The sequence below is a fragment of the Tenuifilum thalassicum genome, assembly GCF_013265555.1.
Lineage (GTDB): Bacteria > Bacteroidota > Bacteroidia > Bacteroidales > Tenuifilaceae > Tenuifilum > Tenuifilum thalassicum.
Genome location: NZ_CP041345.1, coordinates 73,901 through 94,509, shown reverse-complemented (window position 1 = coordinate 94,509; position 20,609 = coordinate 73,901). Strand labels below are relative to the sequence as shown.

At 40.0% G+C, this 20,609-nt stretch carries 3 protein-coding genes; 1 reads left to right on the top strand and 2 read right to left on the bottom strand.

Features of this window, described 5'->3' with window-relative positions; translation table 11 throughout:
- Positions 1-960, top strand: coding sequence for an L-threonylcarbamoyladenylate synthase (locus FHG85_RS00360; RefSeq protein WP_173072300.1), 960 nt, complete (start codon positions 1-3; stop codon positions 958-960).
- Between the two features lie 416 nt (positions 961-1,376).
- On the opposite strand, the gene FHG85_RS00355 is transcribed toward FHG85_RS00360, so the two are convergent.
- Together FHG85_RS00355 and FHG85_RS00350 are read right to left on the bottom strand one after the other, a co-directional pair.
- Entirely contained in the window at positions 1,377-10,790 is a 9,414-nt protein-coding gene (locus tag FHG85_RS00355; RefSeq protein WP_173072299.1) for a beta strand repeat-containing protein, read from the bottom strand.
- Between the two features lie 433 nt (positions 10,791-11,223).
- Positions 11,224-20,451, bottom strand: coding sequence for a hypothetical protein (locus tag FHG85_RS00350; protein ID WP_173072298.1), 9,228 nt, complete (start codon positions 20,449-20,451; stop codon positions 11,224-11,226).
- Positions 20,452-20,609: the final 158 nt, after the last annotated feature.

Here is a 20,609-nt window from a genome sequence, read left to right as displayed (position 1 = left end):
ATGACAGCTGTTGGAAAGGATGTGGAATACGCTGCAAAGCTAATTGCCGAAGGGGGAGTTGTTGCTTTTCCAACCGAAACGGTTTATGGGTTGGGGGCCAATGCCCTTAACCCTAATGCTGTGGCAAAGATTTTTGGATTGAAAGAACGCCCGTCGTTCGACCCTTTAATTGTACATGTAGCCGATTTAGATAGCATAAATAAGCTTACAACTAGCACCGATGAGCGTATTCTTAAATTGGCAAAACGTTTTTGGCCTGGCCCATTAACCATTGTTGTTCCAAAATCCGATATTGTACCAGGAATAGTAACATCCGATTTGGAAACAGTCGGTATCAGAATGCCAAACCACCCCATTGCTCTTGAGCTAATTTCCAAATCGGGTTGTGTAGTTGCTGCTCCAAGCGCTAACAAATTTGGCAGGGTTAGCCCAACTCGCGCTGAACATGTGCTTAAACAGCTTCCCGATGTCGATTATATTCTTGATGGTGGTAAAACTACTGTTGGAATTGAATCTACTGTTGTTACGCTCGATGAGGAGGGCTTCATTGTACTCCGTCATGGAGCTATTACCCATGCCGATTTATCGGAGGTTTTAACCCCTTCATCTGCTAAAAAGCCTGAAAAAAACTTAATTTCACCTGGTTTACTCAAATCGCACTATAGCCCAAATAAACCGCTTTTCATTTTAGGAGAAACCAATAAAACGATTGACCCAACACGCGCTGGCTATATTGCATTTGGCCATACTCCCCAGGGTAACTATAAGGATGTGGAGTTTCTTTCAGAAAAAGGCGACCTGGTTGAAGCAGCTGCTCATCTTTTTGAAAAGCTTCACGCTTTTGAGGATTCGGATGTCGATTACATTGTTGCTGATCCCGTACCAGAAACAGGCATAGGAATCGCCATAATGGATAGGCTTCGTAAGGCTGCATACAGATACAACAATACAGCTGAATAGTGAGTTCCTCGGTGCATTTTTTTTAAGGTAGCAACACATTAGCACACATAAACAAAGCCTTTAGAATATGTTTGCGGACCTCGCTCCTTTATTCGATTTTAAGATAGTCCAATTATTTTTTTTCCCTTACCTTTTGGCTGAGCCTGTCGGTGGCTGAGCCTGTCGAAGCCACGTTTTCTGAAGAATGTGATGAGGTTAAAGGAAGTTAGAGGAAGTTAGAGGAATGATACGGAATGAATCGGAAATATTCAGAAGGAATCGGAAGCTCAAGTGACAAATCTTAAATTTGGAATTTCATGCAGTGCGTTACATTGTGCATTCCTCTGTGAAACACTGTGGTGTAATTAATATCTCACTGATGAAAATAAATCTCAATCTAACAAAAAACCCCGGTAGTCCGGGGCTTTTTACTTTTATTAGAACGCAAAATTATTTGGGATATGATACTCAGGTCCTGTTTCGGGGATTTTGAAAACGTTAACATCAACGGTGTTTGAACCAGGATTGCTACATCCGTTTGCAGAAGTAACTGTTGGTATTGAATAAGTAACAGTATTACTTGCACCTGGGCCGGTCCATGCTTGGTTTGGTGTTGTATAAACATAAGGTGAGGTAACGTTGGTAAAACTATACGTATTGGTACCATCGGTAAGTTGAAAATCGTAAGGAGAAGTACCACCGCTTAGAGTTATGGTAAGTTCAGACTGGTCGCCATCGCAAATAGGATTACTGCCGGTAATGGCAATAGTAGCAGTAGGTCTCTCGTTTACAGTAACGGGTAGTGTTAATGGAGCGCTATTACCGCAACCATTGGTTGTATAAACGCTCACATCACCTGAAGTTGCCGCTGAGCCATAGTCAATGGTAATGGCATTTCCAGAACCATTGATTGTAGTTCCTGTTCCGGAATATGACCATGTGTAAGTTAAGGAGGGATTATTAGCGACAGAGTATGCAACCCCAACATCACCTTGGCAAACACTATTGTCGGATGTAACAAAGGCAGCAGGTGTTTCGGGAAGTAAGGGGAAAGCAATATTTACATCATCGGAAGAGGTACAGCCGCCATTTGTAATGGTCCAACGTAATGTATAACTATTGCCGTTAATCCCATCAAACAAGCTAGATGGAATGGTTGGTTGCTGAATAGTGCCGCCCAACCCGGAAACGATACTCCACTGTCCGGTTCCAACTGTAGGAGTATTTGCCGCCAGGGTTGCCTGAGTAGCACCGCAAAGCGATTGATCGGGTCCCGCAGCAGCAGTAGTAGGTGGGGTATAGGTGGTAACAGGAGTTGGGTCAACCACTCCGGTTGTAGGAGTACCCGGATTGTTGTAAGTAAAACTAGTAAGCTGATAGGTTGCACCTGTAGGATCGGTTGGTAGTGTGTAAGGCACAGATGTTACCGTAACAGGAGTTTGTGGTACTCCATCTTTAGTATATTCTAACACATAATTAAGAGGCTTAACTGAACCTATAAATATCACAGGTATTCCAGCATCGCCACAAACAGGGCCTGAGGGGTTAAACCTAGCCCTTGGCTTTGTGGTATTAATACATGAGGTTGTATAGGTTTGAGATCCTGATGCAGGTATGGTTATCCTTGATGAAGTTGTTACTGTTCCAGCAGTTGATGTACCAGAAGCAGTGGACGATAGTTCTGTCCAAACGCCAGCATTATCATACGCTACACGCATATCGGAAAGACCATTTTGAGTCATAAGTGGAGTAAGGTCACTTGCTGCATCCCAATCCAATGCCACGTAGGCTAAGCTTCCAGCAGTAGCGCTAACCGTCCAATACTCCATTGAGTTAACATAGGTAAGAGGCGAAGCGTAAGAGTTATAAGTTGGGTTCGGGGTAAAAAACTCTACTGTCCAATCAATGGTTCCAGACTGCGATGAGGTAAGGGTTAACTTATTTCCAAGAGTTGTTCCCTTTCCTATAGGAAATTTGAATGAGTCACCCTGTAAAATTTTCTTGGTCAAAGGTCCATCTACATACGAAGATGAAGAGCCGCCAGAAGGGAATACACAGCTAATAGCCGAGTTGTTTAAATAAAGTCGATTGGTTGAAGTGGTTGTAACTACTCCATTTGTTAAGTAAAGATTACCACTAACCTCAACTAAGCCATTATTGCCGACTGACACTCCCGATGAATTGTTGATTATAAGATGATTAAACTTGCTTGTCCCGGAGAAGTCTCCGGTTGGACCACCAATTGTTTGTGCTGCCGAACCGGCAAGTTCAACTATGGCATTTACTCCGGTTCCCGCTTTGAAAAGACCGGTACCATATCGTTCCATGGATCCAAGTATGGTTAGCTTGCGGTTATTTAATGAGTTATCAACTGTAGGACCGTTAATTAAGAGTTGTTCGCATATGGTTAGGTCCTTATTGGGTAGATACCTGATTCCTGTTCCAGTAAAATGAAGCCTACGAACCTGGCTGTATAAATCAGCAGCAATATTGTAATCGGTGTTACCACCATACTCAATTGTTCCACCGGTAGAGCAATCGACAAAGCTGTCGTAGCGGCCAGCAGGGAATGGACCACGATCGAGGTAAAGGGTTCCTTGGCCAAGTACCGTACCAATATTATGGCCATAGTAGGGTTCAACTACCCTCAAGGTACCATTAATTGTCATCCTATAGCAAAAAGCTTGATTCTGGTTTAGGTCAACAGTGTCCTGCTCGCTAACTGTTACAATAAACCCGTTAGGCCCGCCGGTTAATACGTACGGGTCTCCTCCGGTTTGAACCCAAACTGTAGGATCGTTCCAATTCCCATCTTTTTGAGAGGTGAATTGTGGAATATTATTAGGAATGGCGGGGTCTTCACCTGCTGTAAACTCACCGGTAATGTCATTGGTATTTATGAGGATGAAAGTAATAATATCATTTGTTTCATCGACATTGTCGGTTGTAGGGCCTGGTGCTGATTTACTCCAACTAGTATTATTAACTGTTCGGGCAGAAACATAGTCAACCTCAGAGCCTTTAACATCTGCATTATCATAGTAGAACACAAGGCTGCCATTTAGACCTGCCACGGCATTATTTTCAACCTCCCAATAGTATTGTAGTACCCTGTTTGGATCGAGAACACCGGGGTGATGAGAATTAATAGCATTTATCCTGATGTATCCTGTGGTAGTATTGTCGGTATAAGTAAATTCTGCAGGCGTGTACTTGCCCATTACACCAAGAGGATAGGTAAAGGTTTGTGCAGCACCGGAGTAGGCGTCAAAATATTTTCTAATACCCACATTACTAAATGCTCCATCAACCATAACCATCTTTGATGTACCAAAAGGAGCGCCATCAACAATACTATTAATACCCAGGTTAAGCATATACTGGTTAATATTAAAAATACCCTGGGTTAGAACCAGGTTCTTGGTTAGCGTAATAGAGTTTTGCAGGCGTGCCCCGCTTGTATTGTAAAGTTCTAGTGTACTAAATGTACCCGTTCCGGAAATATATTGTAATGCCGTCCCATTAAGGATAACCCCTGTATTATTTCCATTATCTGTATAGGTAGCATCATTGGTAAAATCGCCCTTTAAATTAACCTGGTAACTGTTGCAAATAAGCGTTCCGTTTGATAGGGTCAAATCACCATTAACATCTATATCATTGGTAGATAATGTTACCGAGGTAATTGGGTTAATTACCAGGTTATTAAAAGCAGTTAGCGAAGCACCCGAAACTAGCTGTGCATTCCCGTTAAAGGTGGTAGTATTACTTCCTGATGTGTATGTTCCATTATTAACCCAATCGCCCTTTAATGAAACATCAATATCATTAGTTACCAAGAAACTCTGAATATTGCTTAAAGTTAGCGAACCATTCAGAACGAGAGGATTAACCATTAACGATACGGTGGCGGAGTAGGGGGTTCCAATATTATCTCCAGTTATAGTAATATTATTAAGGGGAACATTGGCATCAATTCTATAGGTTTGGTTTGCATTTACAGCACTCCAAGAGCTGGGGATTGAGCTAAATACAATCTCACCTCCGGTTACACTTGAGCTTTGGGGTCGAATGTATAAATCGCCATATGTTGTTCCACCTCCGCGAATTATATTAATTATCCCGCCGCTCATATTAAACACGCTACCATTATTGGTAACTTCAAGTTTCGCTCTAGTTAATGCAGTTGCATCGGCTCCCTGACCGTTAATGTAAACCTCTCCATCGGTTTGGTAATACTTAAGTACACCTGTGGTTGTAGCTGTATTTCGGCGTATTTGTCCATTAACAAACAGCTGCCCTCCATCAATAACCAGGGTGGAATTTCCATCGCCAGTATAAACAATATCGTTATTACTATTGGTTGTTCCATTTGTGGGGCCCACGTAAACCTGACCGGCTCTAACAGCAAATTTCCCAGCAAGGGTTACGTCATTAGAGTTTGTATTCGCATTGGCTATTAGAACACTAGTATTATTTGCGTTATTTGGGTAATCAATTAAAAGACCAGCGGTTTCTGGAATTATAAAAGGAGTAGTTGTTGAAATAGTAAAATCGGAGTTAGGGTCGGTCCTTCTGTAAACCAACGTACCATTTTGAAGGGTAAGCCAGTTGTCGGTAGGGGTTGTTAGAGTTCCTCCAATATCAATTATAAGCGAGTCGGCTTGAGAAGAACCTTTATCTACAATAACATTATTAAAAATTGTTGTAGGATTTCCACCTGTATTTGTAATATAAGAAGTGTTAGAATTGAAAAATGTTGTATTTACAAAATATGTTCGTCCACCAGAAGTCTCTCTTAAAGACACAGTACCGTTATTAATTAAAGAGCCTCCAATTTTTAAAGTATTATTAGTAATAACAGGTGTTGCAAAAGGATATGCTGGATAAATTCTAAGAGTAGCACCTGTATTAACCTGAACATTTCCTTCAACAATTAAATGTTGAGGTTGCTCATCGTTAAAGAAAATAAATGTACCAGCATCTACGTACAAATTACCATCAACATATACTGTTTTTTCAATAGTTGGATCGTAATCAGAAGTATAGTAAGGCCAAATGTTAGTATTCCAGCACAAAGCGATCCAAGCCGTTGAAGCATCTCCAGTACATGTTAAATCACCATAAATTTTAGTATATGAATTGTTAGGTAAAACCAAATTATCACCACCCTTTGCTCTTAGTATAAGATTACCATATGAATTAACATTAGCAGGTAAAATATAAAGTGCACCAGCAGTTCCATCAATATCATAGAACTCAGTAGTTCCCTTGTTTACATTAAATTCGCTAAAATCACCAGTTGGAAATGAAAACACACCAGGGACAGAATTTGAACTGGTTTTTGGCGTTGTTACCCTAAATAAACCATTTAAACCACTTGGATGATTTGCTACCAAAGCAAAATTACTTCCAGTATATGTATAAATATCTAGAGTTGCCCCATTTTCGATTTGTAAAACTGCACAATTTTCATTTTGAGTAAGAGTTACGGTGTTACCATTTCCTACGATTACAATATCACTTGCACCAGGAGTAGAGCTAGCAGCAGGACCTGTATGGCTAACCGTTGACCAAGTGTTTACATTATTCCAATTTCCCGATTGTCGGCTGTAATATACAGTTGGAGTTCCAAAAGGATTAGTTGGGTTATTGTCTCCAGCAGTATAATCGCCATCAATAGAAGAGAGATTCTCAAGGAAACTACCTGTTCCAGGCTCTCCTATTAGGTTTGTGGTTTCATCAACATCAGAAGCAGTACCACTAGTCCATGTGGCAGCGTCTATGTTAAAACGTGCTGCAACATACTCATTCTCTGAAATATCACCTCCAGTTACCACATCAGCATCATCGTATGTAAATCCTAATGAAGCGGTGGCCGATCCAAGATCTAAGTTAGTAGTTTTTACTCTCCAGTAATAGGTAAGTGAGCGTCCCTTGTTAGTGGTTGCAGGATGCTCATAACCAACAGGTACAATGGTAACATCGCCCCAAGAATTAGGTGTTCCTGTTATGGTTACTGTGGCTGGAGTATAAGCAGGAGTTGCGTGGGATGTTGATGCTGCTCCAACAGGGAATGTGAAGCTAGTAGCTCCTGAAGTAAACGAACGGGTTACTCCTCCATTTCCTGCTTCTCCGGAACTTGTAATGTAGCGTGTTGAACTAGCTCCGACAACGCTTGCCATTGAAGAAAACCTGATATTGTATGAATTTATATCGAGCAATTTATCCTGCGAAAAGGTTAATGTTCCTGTAATCGAGATGTTATTACTTAAGCTTACAGGGGCATCAAGAGCATCGGTGTTGTTAAGTTCTAGATTGTTAAAAACACCATTACCATCGCCATCTATTACAGTAGGATCATCATCTGCAATTACAATTTTTCCACTACCTAAATGAGTTGCACTATTGTAAATGTATGATGTTGTAGATGTAGTCGACGGGATTAGAGAAATGGTTTTGCCACCATCGTTAAAAGTACCAGAAACAAGCATTAAAGAATCTTGTACATGAAAATCGGTTTGACTGCCAGAAAAGTTAAGTATTTTACCAGCCAGCTTATCCATTTTTAGCTTTTTGAACACAAGTGGAGTGGCTGTGTTAGAAGTTATTGTTTGGTTGGCAATGCCATTAAAGATTGTCCAGTTGTCGCCTGTAGTATATGTAGTACCAGATGCTACAAAGAAGTTTCCACCAATTGTAACATTCAGGCTGTTTGCATCAAAATCGCCAGATAAGATTGAAAAGTTAGAGATTACAGTGAGAGGATAAGTATCGAGCATCACATTTGAAGTGCCGCTCAGTCTATTAATAGAAAGGTTCCCAAATGGAGCGGTTGAAACAATTCGGTAAATTGGTGAATCGGCGGCACCCGTTCCAGTAGTAGGCATAATAATAATTGAACCACCAGAAACCTCAACATTGCTCTGATCGCTATAAACCTCAAAAACCTTTTGTTGGGCAGCCGAAGAGCCATCGCCACACACATCATAAATATAAATTGAGCCACCACTCATGTTAAACACATTCTCGGCCTCGTTAAGGTTAAATGTACCCACAGCACCTTGTAAGCCGCCAGTAGAGCGATTTGTGCTAATAGGCGCATTTATAAGATCGTTTACCGACGAATATGCCGAAGGGGTACGAGTGAACCTACCACGCAGGTAGAATGTACCACCTGTTTGAGTGAACGAAGCTAATCCACCTGCAGCTCCAGCTGTTCTATACTGCTTAGCATCAACAGTTCCCCCATTAATTTCGAACTGACCTGATGCTACTGGCCATTGGATAAATCCACCGCTTTCACGTGTGGAAATATAACCCTTATTAATCTTTAAGAGGCCATATATCGAAAATGAACTACAACCAGCGGATGTGTTTATTCCCATTGAGGCATCGTTGGGTGCGCTAACATTATAGGCCACGTTTACCTCCTGATAGCTATCGGCGGTGGTGAGAACAACCACATTATCGCCGTCGAGAACTAAAGCCCCATTACCAGGAATAAAATAGTCGGAATTAGGACCACCTGTTCCACTATCGCATGTTCCTTCGCTAAGTGAAGGGATTATTGTTGTTCCCTGTAATACAAGCGTACCTGTTCTAATCCAGAGGGCCTTATCAAGATTTGGGTTTGCTCCACCTCCATAACCACCTGCAATATTAGCACCAAAGAGCCTAAAATTCTGATAAGCTGTTGAATAAATTGTAAGGCTATAGGTTTGATCGACCCCTTTATCGAGTACAAGGTTGTAAAAATCTGTAGTGCCCTCACACCATAAGGTACTATTTGTTGTTCCTCTAAAAAATACTGTTGCATACCCCGAAGTAGAACCAAGTGTTGTAGGGGGTAGCTGGTTATACACAGGATATGTTAGGTTTGTAAATCGAACAGTACCATAGTTGGTGAAATCGCCATAAACTTGAACGGTATGCGATTGAGTGTAGTAATAGTTTGTAAGGGGAGCAGTTCCTCCTTCGGCCACAGCAGTAGGATTTGTGGTTGTATTGGTAACACCATTTCCCACAGTAATTGATGCACCACTCTCAACTGTCACACTTCCCATAATGGTTAGCTCTCGTCTAGCAGAGGTGTTATCGTTAATTCGATATGTACCCTGCATTACATGCAAATCCCCATTCAAAGTAAGATTGTTGAGCTGTGTGGCTATTACTCCAGGCGCGTTAATTCTTAAAGTATTATAAGTTGTTTGACCAACAGGGAGAGTAAAATCGGTGGGGTTATAATACTCAGTTATACCTCCACCTGCATCAACAAAAGTATTGGTTGCAGCAGTAGGGAAATTGGTTGTTGCCAGTTTAAGAATCCCTTGCCCTGAAAGCTTACCAAGGGGATTTGTAAATTGGAAAGATCCCATATCGAGGATACCACCCTGATTAATATTAATTTCAAGGTTTGCTGTAGTAACATCGGAGCTAAGGGATACCGTTCTACCAGAAAGTATAACAACGATATCGCCATCAGATGATGGTGTGCCTATGTTTGTCCAGGTTGTTCCGCCTGGATCGTTAGTCCACGTTGATGCATCATCCCAATTCCCTGATTGGTAGGAAAAGAATGTTCTTACAGGAAAACCAGCAGTCCATTCTGAAGTAACGTTAGTTATATCGGTAGTGTTAGTAACAGTAAATGTTTTTGCACCGCTATCGAACGTCTGTGTACCAGAGGGTGCAGCCCATGCTCCTGCAGTTGGGCGTACCCAAATAAGAGTTGGGTCAACAGGGTTTTCGGTTGCATCGTATTGAAATGAGATTGTAGCCGTTGATGCCCCCGAACCTGTTATTTGCCAGTATCGTTTTAAATACTGAGAACCTAATGTAGTATTATATACAGTTCTAAACCTTAGGAAAGTGGAGCCAGTAATGCTACTTAAAACAACTGGAGAGTAAACCCCATTAGAACCTATGGGCATTGTATAGGGCGTTGCAGATGGAACTGCTTGTTCAACATAACCAGTACCATCAGTAGCAATCATACAAGATGCACTAAACGGACCGCCCTGTACATCACTTGTTGAGGAATTAGATAAAGTTAGGTTATTGTTACCTAAACTAAGAATAGAGTTTGTAATTGTTAGCGTGTTATTAATCGTAGTGTTATTTGTTAACGATTTTGTTCCTCCCCCCGTTACAGACAGGTTGTAATAGGTATAAGCACCGATATCTTGATTGCCAGAGGAATTGTAATTAACTGTTCCAGTGCCTTCGTTTAGTGCACCTCCAGAGATAGTACCTGTTATATTTATAGTACCAGTAGTAAATGTTATATCATTTCGTGGGGGATTGCCTGACATTATTATATCACCTACAACATTTATAGTACCACCCGATACCCTTAAACTTCCTATCTTATTAGTTCTTGTTGTATTTGAAATTGTAATACCAGCATTTGCGTTCAACGTTCCTTGAACATCTATAAAGCAAACTTTTGTTCTATTATTCCTTGTTGAAATATTATCTATTGTTACAGAACCATCTACAGTTAGAGTATTCCCTGATAAAACATTTAAAGCTAAGGTTCTATTGCCATTTTGATTTCCTGTTAGCTGTAGCGTAAGCCCTGCACAGGTAAAATCACCATCAACATTAATTGTTAAGTTGGCGTTCGATGAAATTGTAACAGTTTCGGTAGGCAAGGGAACCCCATTGGGATTCCAGTTATTGGCACTACTCCAACTACTGCCATCACCCCCTCCATCCCAAGTTTTCTGTGCAAAAGAACCGAATGAGGTAGCCATGAGAATAATGAGTGTTAAAAAAGCCTTTACTGTTTTTTGGCCAACTACCCTATTCTGACCATAACTTATGTCAGGTATATTTTTTGTGCCCATAATATATTGAATTATCAATTATTGCTTGCTTACTTAAAAACCATCTTAATGGTTACTTTCAGAATGTAAAAATATCAAACCAATACTTATAAGAATGATCTTAATTCAGATAGCTGCTTAAAGATATGTGTTTTCATATATCTTAATTTTCCCCAAACTGTTAACTTTATTAATCGAGAAATATGCAAAAAGGTTTCTTTTTACCACTAAAATTTATTCAAAGTTAAAACAAAAAACACTATCTATATGATACACATGCACATATATGTTTAACATTTGTAATTTTTGACCGTTTATGTGTTTTTTGGCCTATATTTGCTATGCAAAATTAAACATTTCTGCAAGTACCTTTATTTCCAGATAAAACAAGGTAAAACATCCACAATATTTTAAACATAAAGCCCCGATTCTCGGGGCTTTACTCAAATGCTTTTTAAAACGCAAAATTATTTGGTATATGGTATTCAGGTCCAGTTTCTGGTATTTTATAAACATTAACAGTCACAGGTGAAGATGAACTACTAGAACAACCTTTATTGTCGGTTACTGTTACCGTGTAAGTAAAGCTATTACTAGGATCAGGGCCAGACCAAGGTAGGTTCTCGCTATAAACATAAGGATTACTGCTTGAATTAAAAGGAGAACCAGTAACAGAACTTCCATCTTTAATTATATCAATATCGTAAGGAGTACTTACAGTTGTGAAGGTTGTGGTTAAGGTGAAATTATCGCCATCACAAATTGCAGAAGCAGAGCCAGATATTGAGAACACAGGATTCGGGTTCATTGTTACGTTTGCATTGCCTGCCATGGTTTGAGAACATCCTGTTGTAGAGTTAGTAGCAACAACCGTATAAGAGCCAGGTACAGTTTGATTACCAAAACTTAATGCTGCACCCGTACCACTGAGTGATGTGGCGGTTGGATTACCATCTCGATATAATGTGTAGGTAACACCACTTTCAGATCCATCAAGATTTACTGGGACACCAGCACCACCCTCACAATACTGGCCACCGCCGGTAACATTAAATATTGAAGGAGCTGGATTAACCGTAACAGAGCCATTGTCTACCACACCTGTTTTAGCATCGGAATTATATTTTAAACCAGTTAGTACATAGCTACCTGCAATTGTAGCTGGTAGGCTATAAGGTAAGCTGTTAACGGTAATGTCGGTTTGGGGAACTCCATCAATTTCATATGAAAGGGTAAGATACATGTTGTCGGGGTCAATAATTCCTGCAAATGAAACGGGTATTGAACTACCCTGGCAAGCTGGGTCTAGAGTAGTAAAATAGGCCTTTGCAGTAATTAGAACCTTAGAACCTAAGGTATACTGCTTTGGATCAACATTAATATTACTTGAAGTTTTTACCGTTCCACTATAACTACCTCCAGTGGCAGTTGATATTTTATCTACCCAATTCGTTCCATTAAATTCAGCTACAACAATATCATTAATATTACCAGTAACAACGGGTGTAATTTCGCTATTTGAATCCCAACGTAATTGGACTTGAGCCTGGTCACCAGCATTAGGATTTGTTATCTCCCAGTACTCGTCGGAACTAACAGCCTGAAGATTTCCAGCAAGAGAGGCGTTATTTGGTGTGGCACTATTGAAATATTCCGCTTTCCAATAAGCTGCTGATGAGTTAGATGCATTAAATATAGATACTGGTCCATAACGTCCTGCATCGCCAACTGGGAATAGATAATCGCCACCAGTTGAAACCAACTTTTGCATAGGACCATCTATATAATTTGAACTACTATAACCTGTTACAGCAGTCTCCGATGCATTATTAATGGTTAGAATGTTTATGTTATCGGTAGTAATAATGCCAGAAATTAAATTTAGCGACCCTTTAATTTCAACCGGACTATCCAAGGTAAGGCCAGTCGAATTGTCAAGATCTACATTAAGGAAGGAGTTAGAACCTGTAAAACTCCCTGTTCCTGTTATGGTTTGAGGGTAAGACCCATTAAAAATAACTTTTGAAGGATCTATTCCTGCATAGAATTGCCCTTGGTTAAATACAATATTACTATCTAGGGTAAGGTCTCTATAATGTTCATTTCTTACCCAAAGGTTATTATCGGAGCCATCAATAGTAAGCTGGCCGTAAATTTCAAGATCGAGGTTTGGTAAACGCCTTTGCCCTGTTCCTGAGAATATTAGGTTACGAACATGGGTTATTTCGCTTAACACGTCATAGTCGGAACTACCAGTAAATTCAAGTGTCCCACCACTTCTGCCAAAGAAATCGTCATAAATACCTGCAGGTAAATCGCCTCGCTCAAGTTGTATTTTACCAGTTCCTTCAACAATACCAAGACGATGACCATAGGTTGTTCCAATTTTAATTACCCCTGTAGAATTAATAATTGTTTTGTAGTTCAAAATATAGTTCACAGGTGGTGTAGTAACCTCGTGCTCAATAATAACCACAGCACCTCTTGGTCCTCCAGCAGGAACTGTACCACCTGAAGTAGGATAGGTATCCCAGGTATTGGCATCGGTCCATGGTCCGTTTTGCTTTGTGATGTAAATTGGAACCTCATCGGGGATAGCACCTTCACAAGTACCATTCTGATCCTCCACACCCGCTGTGTAATCGCCACTTACACCATTATCATCGGTACCAACAAAACTGAAAAGAAGCTGAGAGTTTGCCTCATCAAAGCTAGCAGGGTCAAACTTATTCCAGAGCGTAGTATTCAACAAAAGTCGTGCAGCAATATAATGTGTTACATCGTAATAAGGATTGTTTAGCTGGAAATCTCCTTCATCATACTTCATGCGAGCATTTGCAGTAAAGTTTGATATTCCATTTGCATCTAACAACCAGTGATAGTTTAGAACATTCGCTGTGTCAACTATTTCCTGACAAGGCTCGGAATCATTCACAATGGTAGGATGGCGCTCGTGTGCAGCTGTAACTCTTATATAGCCTCCTGCATCAACATTATCGATATCAAATTCAACTGGCGTGAATCGACCTTCGCTACCAAGGGGATATATAAATCCGTAATTGTCGGCAGGAACAATTGATGGAAAGATTTTTTTAACACCAGCATCGGTAAACGAAATGTTAGTTTGAATCATATTATGGTCTGAGAAGGGATTCTTTTCCACTATTATTGCATTGGCGTTTAATGTCAATAGGTTTTTATCGATATCAAAAACTCCACTTTCAAGCTGAAGCACATCTTCAATGGTAAACTCATTTCCGATAGGTAAAACTACACCAGAAATATTATTAATAGATAGCTTACCAAAAGTTCCATTACCAGTTAATACCTGCTGTGTAGAGCCATTCATCAATATTCCATCGCCAATTCCGCCCCAAGTGGTGGTGATATCCATATTAACATCGCCTTGAACCGATAATGTATTACCATTATCAAAGAATGAACCTGCATTTAATCCAAGATCATTATCAACATCGATATCATCGTTTATTGAGAGTTTGTTGGATGTTGTCTTGTAAAGATTATAGAAAGTGGTTTGGCCAGTAATTTGCTGATCAACGCTTCCTTTAAAGTAGGTGCTGTTATAATTGGCAATAAAGGTTCCATTGTTTGTAAAGTTGCCATAAATATTTAAATCGAGCCCATTAGCATCGAAGGTTGCACCAGAATTAATAGTAAGATTACCATATAAGGTTAAAGGAACAACATCAAGTGTTAATGATGGCGAATTGGTAGAATTCACCTGAATATTTCTTAATGCTCTTCCGGCATATAAGGTAAAATCGGCATTTCCAGCAACCGTGCTAGTATGTCCAAAATGAACGGTAGAGCCTGAAGAAAGGCTAAGAATCTGTGGATCGAAATACATTGATGCAATGGTTGGGGCAGTACGATAATCGTTTACAAGGTAGAAATCGCCACCAGTATTAGAGAATGAACTACCATTGTTAAGTATTTCGAAGATTGCCCTATCGTTATCGCCACCGCTGTTTACACCGAGTAATACCTCACCACCCGATTGGTTAAACTTAAGGATTCCTTCCTCTGAATTTAAACTTCTCCTAATCTGAGAGCCAACCCAAAGATTTCCAGAACTTATCTCAATTTGTGCATTTCCTGATGCAGAGTACTCGATGTAGTTATTTCCATTCCCAGCCCCACTAATCATATCGAGAGTTCCGCCATCTATCAGTATCTTACCATCGAGACGTATTCCAGTATTATCACCATATACATTAGCCGTACCCTGAGTAATTTGCAGACAAGCGGTTGATGGAATTTCAAAGTTTTCGCCCCCAGTAGAAATATCAATATTACCTGTAGGGTGATTAAGTTGGAGAGTACCATTTAATAGCTGGATAGGTTTTAAGTCAGATGTAGATGAAGCATCAGAACCTAGATTAAGTTCAGTATTAATAGTTGCAACGTAGGTTTGATTGGTTCCCTTATTCATTATTAATTGATAAAAATCGGGGATAGTAATCATGTCATTAAACGTAGAGTTAGCTGAACCAATGAACTCAAGACTGGCAGCTGCGTTGCCTGAACCATTAAAACAATTAAATGAAGAAGTAGTACTTGGATTAATAACACTACCCTGTAACTTTATTTTATGCACAAGACTTGATGCCGCGTTTTCTACAGAAAATTGCGAATTTGTTTGATTGTTAAAATTGATATCGCCATTTATTGTGAGGACTCTTTCGACACCACTTGCCTGAAATTCAATATTATAAGAACTCCCATCATTAAACTCAAAGTCTCCTTCTACGGTTAAGTTTCCATTTGTTGAATTTCCAAACTTCAAATGATGATCACCTTTGAACATTCTCAAATCGCTATGAACGGTTATATCAACATCTGGTAGTTCAATATAACCGCCTGAATAACCATCATACTCAAATTGCAATATAGGGTACTCTGTAATTGAATTTCCAATTTTATAGGAAGCATAATAATTATTAGAAAGTGTTCCCCCTAATCCATCATCAATTGTTGCATTAGTACCAGGGAAGGCTCGTGAGAAAGTAAAGATTGTATAGGGAGCAGTTAAAAATTCTCCGAAATCGCCATTTGGTAATACTGGCCCAGAAACAATTATCTTACTTGCATGGTTTATTGAAGTATCTGGATTTGTTGCATCTGGGTCTCTATTGGTGACAACACCAAAGTTACAATCGGCACCATTTTGACCAACTGTAACCAAAGAACTCTCTCCAGTTCCATAACGAAGAATACAAAGCATTGCAATATTTATCGGCGCGTAATCAGGATGTGTATTATCAATGGCAACAGAGTAATTCTTGTTTTCATCTCCATGACTAGCGGCCTCTCCAATTACTACAATATCCCCATACGTTGGAAGTTGATTTTTATTATTTAATGGAGTATTTCCATCAGGAGTAGTAGACCAAGTTGTGTAATCGTGCCAAACTCCATTTTTACGAGCATATAATGTTCTAACCGTTGCGTTGAAAACACTCGGGTTACCAGCAGTATAATCACCAGGTTTTAGGGGTATTGGATTCTGAGTTGCATCATCAGCAAAATAAATCTCATTATTATTTCTATCTACTGACCAGTTTCCTAGATTTTCTACGGTCTTATAGTTTATAATGCGTGCTGATCTATAAGAAGTTTCATTACCATCTACATCTGCTTGATCGTAAAAAAATGTCCAGTATACATTTGGTAATGTGTTGAAATCTTCTTCATCAACTTTCCAGTAATACTGCAGCACATTTGAAGATCCTCCTGTTAGAGTATATAAATAGTGATTAACTGGTACAATTTTTACATAACCAGAGTCAGAAAAGTTAGTTACATCAACTTGTGCAGGTGTATATTTTCCAGAAACACCGATTGGAAAAGAATACGTACCATTTGAATTAACTAGTATTGATACTCCCCCGTCGGAGGCGTTGCCACTGGTGTAAATCATCTCTGAAACACTACCGTTTGAAACAGCGATATTGTTTGTAGTTGCCAGGTTATGGAAGTAGTCAACCTTTAGGTTATATTTTTGAATATTGTATAAACCCTGATAAAACCCAATTCGTTTAATATAGATATCGCTTGTGAAGGTTACAGTACCAGTTGAGTTAAACTTAATATTACCAAAGGTGGCTCCCTTTTCGGAGTTAATTGTTAAATCGCCATCCCTAAACATAACATAGGCGGAAGTAGGTGTTGTACCATGTTCATAGGTACCAAGCTGACCATTCTTTTTAACATAAACACCAGCAAAAAGTCGTATTGATTGTCGTCCCTGGTCAAGGATACCACTTTCTATATTAGCATCGTTCACCACATGAACAAGTCGGTTATGCCACTCCGCCGAAACATTATCAGGATCCTTATTGGGGTCTCCTGTTATTGTGATTCTTCTTCCAGCCGACTTATTAACCGTAAGGTTCCACAAGTATTGCTCATAGCCATCATCGGTATTATGGCCAATGTAGAAAGTACCATCCTGGGTGCCATTAAAGGTTGTTGTATTTTGCCCATAGGTATATGTTGCACCTTCGTATATACTAAAATTCCTTCCAATAGAAACATCATGATAAAGACCAGTCACAGTAGGATCTTCAACATCAAGTTCAATATTTGGGTTCAAGGTTAAATCGTTTGAAACAACAAGATTTGTATCAAGCTGATACACTACAGTACCTGTTCCGCTACTATTGTTAAGGGTTAAATTCCATAGATTAGCAGTAGATTGTATTTGAGCCGAACGGCCATCTTGTAGCTGAAAGTTAATGGAACCTCCCGTTACCTGGTAATTGCCTTCAGCAGAATTGATTGAGAATTCAGGCATGTTAGTCGCATCATCATCTTGAAGAAGGATAATACCACCCGACATTTGGAAAACAGCATCGGTTCCCTCTAGTCCAAATAGGGGGTAAGCACTTGTATACTCGCCACCGTAGCTAGCCTCATTACCAAAAACTTGCATGGTACCTCCTGTCTGAACATACGATGCTATTCCTCCACCACCACCAGCACTTCGAACCTGTGCAACGTAGCAGGTACCTCCCTCAATTTTTAGCTGAGCATTTGAGGCTGCCCAGAATATGAATCCTGCACTATTTCGGGTTCCAAAGAAACCTTTCGTAATTTTAAACTCGCCATAAACCGACATAGCCTGGTTGCTAGAGCCAGTATTTACTCCATCAGCAGGGTTGGGGTCGCTTGAAGTAAAGCCTGTAACTTGATCGACACTACTAGCGGTGGAATAAACCGTTACACTATTGCCATCGATCCATAATCGAGCACTTTTCCCGATTGCATAATCTCCATTACCACCAGCTAACCCGCCCTCGCTTAATGTGGGTATATCAATGTTACCTGTTAGCTGTAGCGTACCATGGTATATCCATAAAGCCTTTCTTACTTGGGGATTTTCTGCTGAAAAAGGTGCACCTGTTGTTCTTCCGCAACTGTTAGGACCAAAAAGCCGGAAATAGCTATTATTATCGGAATAAACCTTTACCTTATATGTTTTATCGGTTCCCTTATCAATAATTAGGTTATAAAAATCGGTGGTATTGTAGAGGTTCATCTCGGCATTGCTTGCACCCATAAAACGAACGGTAACCGCACCATTATCAGCAAAACTATCGTAATCGGGAGCATTTAGGTTAGTGAACCGTACAACACCATAGTTATTAAAATCGCCATAAATATAGAACTGATGGAAAATATCGTGATAATTTTTCCCATCGTCGGCGGGCATGGTGCCTCCAATTTGATAAGCGCTTCTTGTATCCCCTAATCCAGTTACTATGCTCGCTGTGCTTTGAACGCTTACGTCACCTTTAACAGTAAGGTTTAAGATGGTTGTTGAGACATCATCGTTAATTTTAAGGGTCCCTGTATTTATTCTAAGGTCGCCATTAATAGTATAGTTGTTTAGTAGGGTTATAGTATTTGAAGAGTTAGAAAGCTCAACCTCAACATCAAAAAACTCTCGAGCAGTGGTTAAATCGTAACTGCCTCCATAATAAACTACCGTTCCCTCACCCAAACTTTTAGTAACAAAATTTGTAGCATCGCCCGTTGGAAAGTTATCAGCTGCTAAAAGTATTCGGCCCGATCCGCTAATCGTACTAAAGCTATGTCCCGTTGTTGTAGTAAGGTCTAAACGGCCATCAACCTTAATACTTGAATGCTGAAGATTATTGATGGTATCAACAACAACGGTTCTACCAGTAAGGATTACCACATTGTCGAAGCTGGCTGTTGGCGATTTATCGGGAGTTAAATGGTCGGGGTTATTGGGTAACGCACCAGATGGATCAAGAGTCCATATCTCCCAGTCGCCCCAATTTCCAGAGATTAATGTGTACCAAGTTTTATTTGGAGCACCCCTTAAAGGAGTATTGGTATTATCTTCGGTACCAAGCGTATAGTAACCCTCCTTTAACTCGGCTTCGGTTAGTGAGAAGAAAAGCTGATCACCATTTTTTATCCCATCGGCATTTTTTACCTTAGTAAAATTACCAGTTGTTCCAGCTCTATAGAGCAAGCAGTAGTTTGAAATATTGGTTGGGAAAAGTCCATCTTCAAGCACCTCGCTAAAATCAAAAGCTATTTGAGCAGCAGGAGTCCCAACAGGCTTAACATACCAAATTCGGTTATATGCAGCCTCAGCACCTGCAGCTGTAACCTCCGCATCGGTTCTGAAGTTGGCGCTATTGTTTACCAGATTGTTATGAGAGGCAAAAACGTATTCACCAACGTTTAGCCCACTAAGCGCTGTAAGATAGAAACCCGCTGCACCAGCCTCGGAGTGCTCACCGTTTAACTCTTCACCAATACCAATCACTCCGTGAGTGTAGCTAGCATCGGGGTCAAAATAGTCGTTATTGATATTTATGTCATACTTAACATTTAGATACTGATGCACAATCTGGAGCTGAGCATCGCTAAGGGCATTACTAAAGATAATTAGCTCGGCAACATCAATGTCATGGTATTCATTTAAGGCACCATATCGTGCAATAGCCGCACCATTATAGCTGGAGAGTTTTGTTGAGTTAGTTCTAGTTCCTAGCAAAGTATTATTCTGATAGTTTCTTCTATTATCGGTTGCATCGCCCGATGATAGCAGGGTTGAAAAAATACCATATACATTAGGATCGGTACCACCCGAATCGGGTTGTGTAACTGGTATCATCGGAGTACTAAGATCGTTCCCATAGTGATGTGCTCTGAAGTTTGTGCTATTCTCCCAGTAAACATGCAAATTCTGATTTGAAGCTGAAGTTGATCCTCCTATAATTACTCTTCTGTACCTGTTAGAACGTCGTTGAGTCACCACAATGACAGTATAATCGGAGTTAACAATGGTACTTCCATCGAAGGGAATATAATCATCGGTACCATCAAAAATAACAGCAGGCATTCCATTGATCTGTCCGGTCCTATATATCGGTTGAGCGCTTGCTGTAAGTTGAACACCATCGTTTCCATTTCCAGACATGTCGGTCCAGGTTGCAACAGGATCATTATCGTTCAGACCCAGCGCTGAGGCATCGAACCATATAACGTTTTTGGGCTGGCCATTTGAACCATCCCTATTTCCAACTCCACCAGGACCAGTCTGTGAATAGGAATTTATAGCAAATATTAACAACATGCTTGTTAGAAGTGAACTGTGTAGGCGTATATTTCCCTTCATATATTTTTTATTTTATTTACTAAGCTAATTGAAAAATATTTACAAAATGATATAGCAAACCTATATAATTTTACAAATATCAGTCCATTAATTTTATTTACTTGTATTTCAATGTTTTGTATAAAGCCAAATGTTATCTTTTGCCCATTAACGGGCTT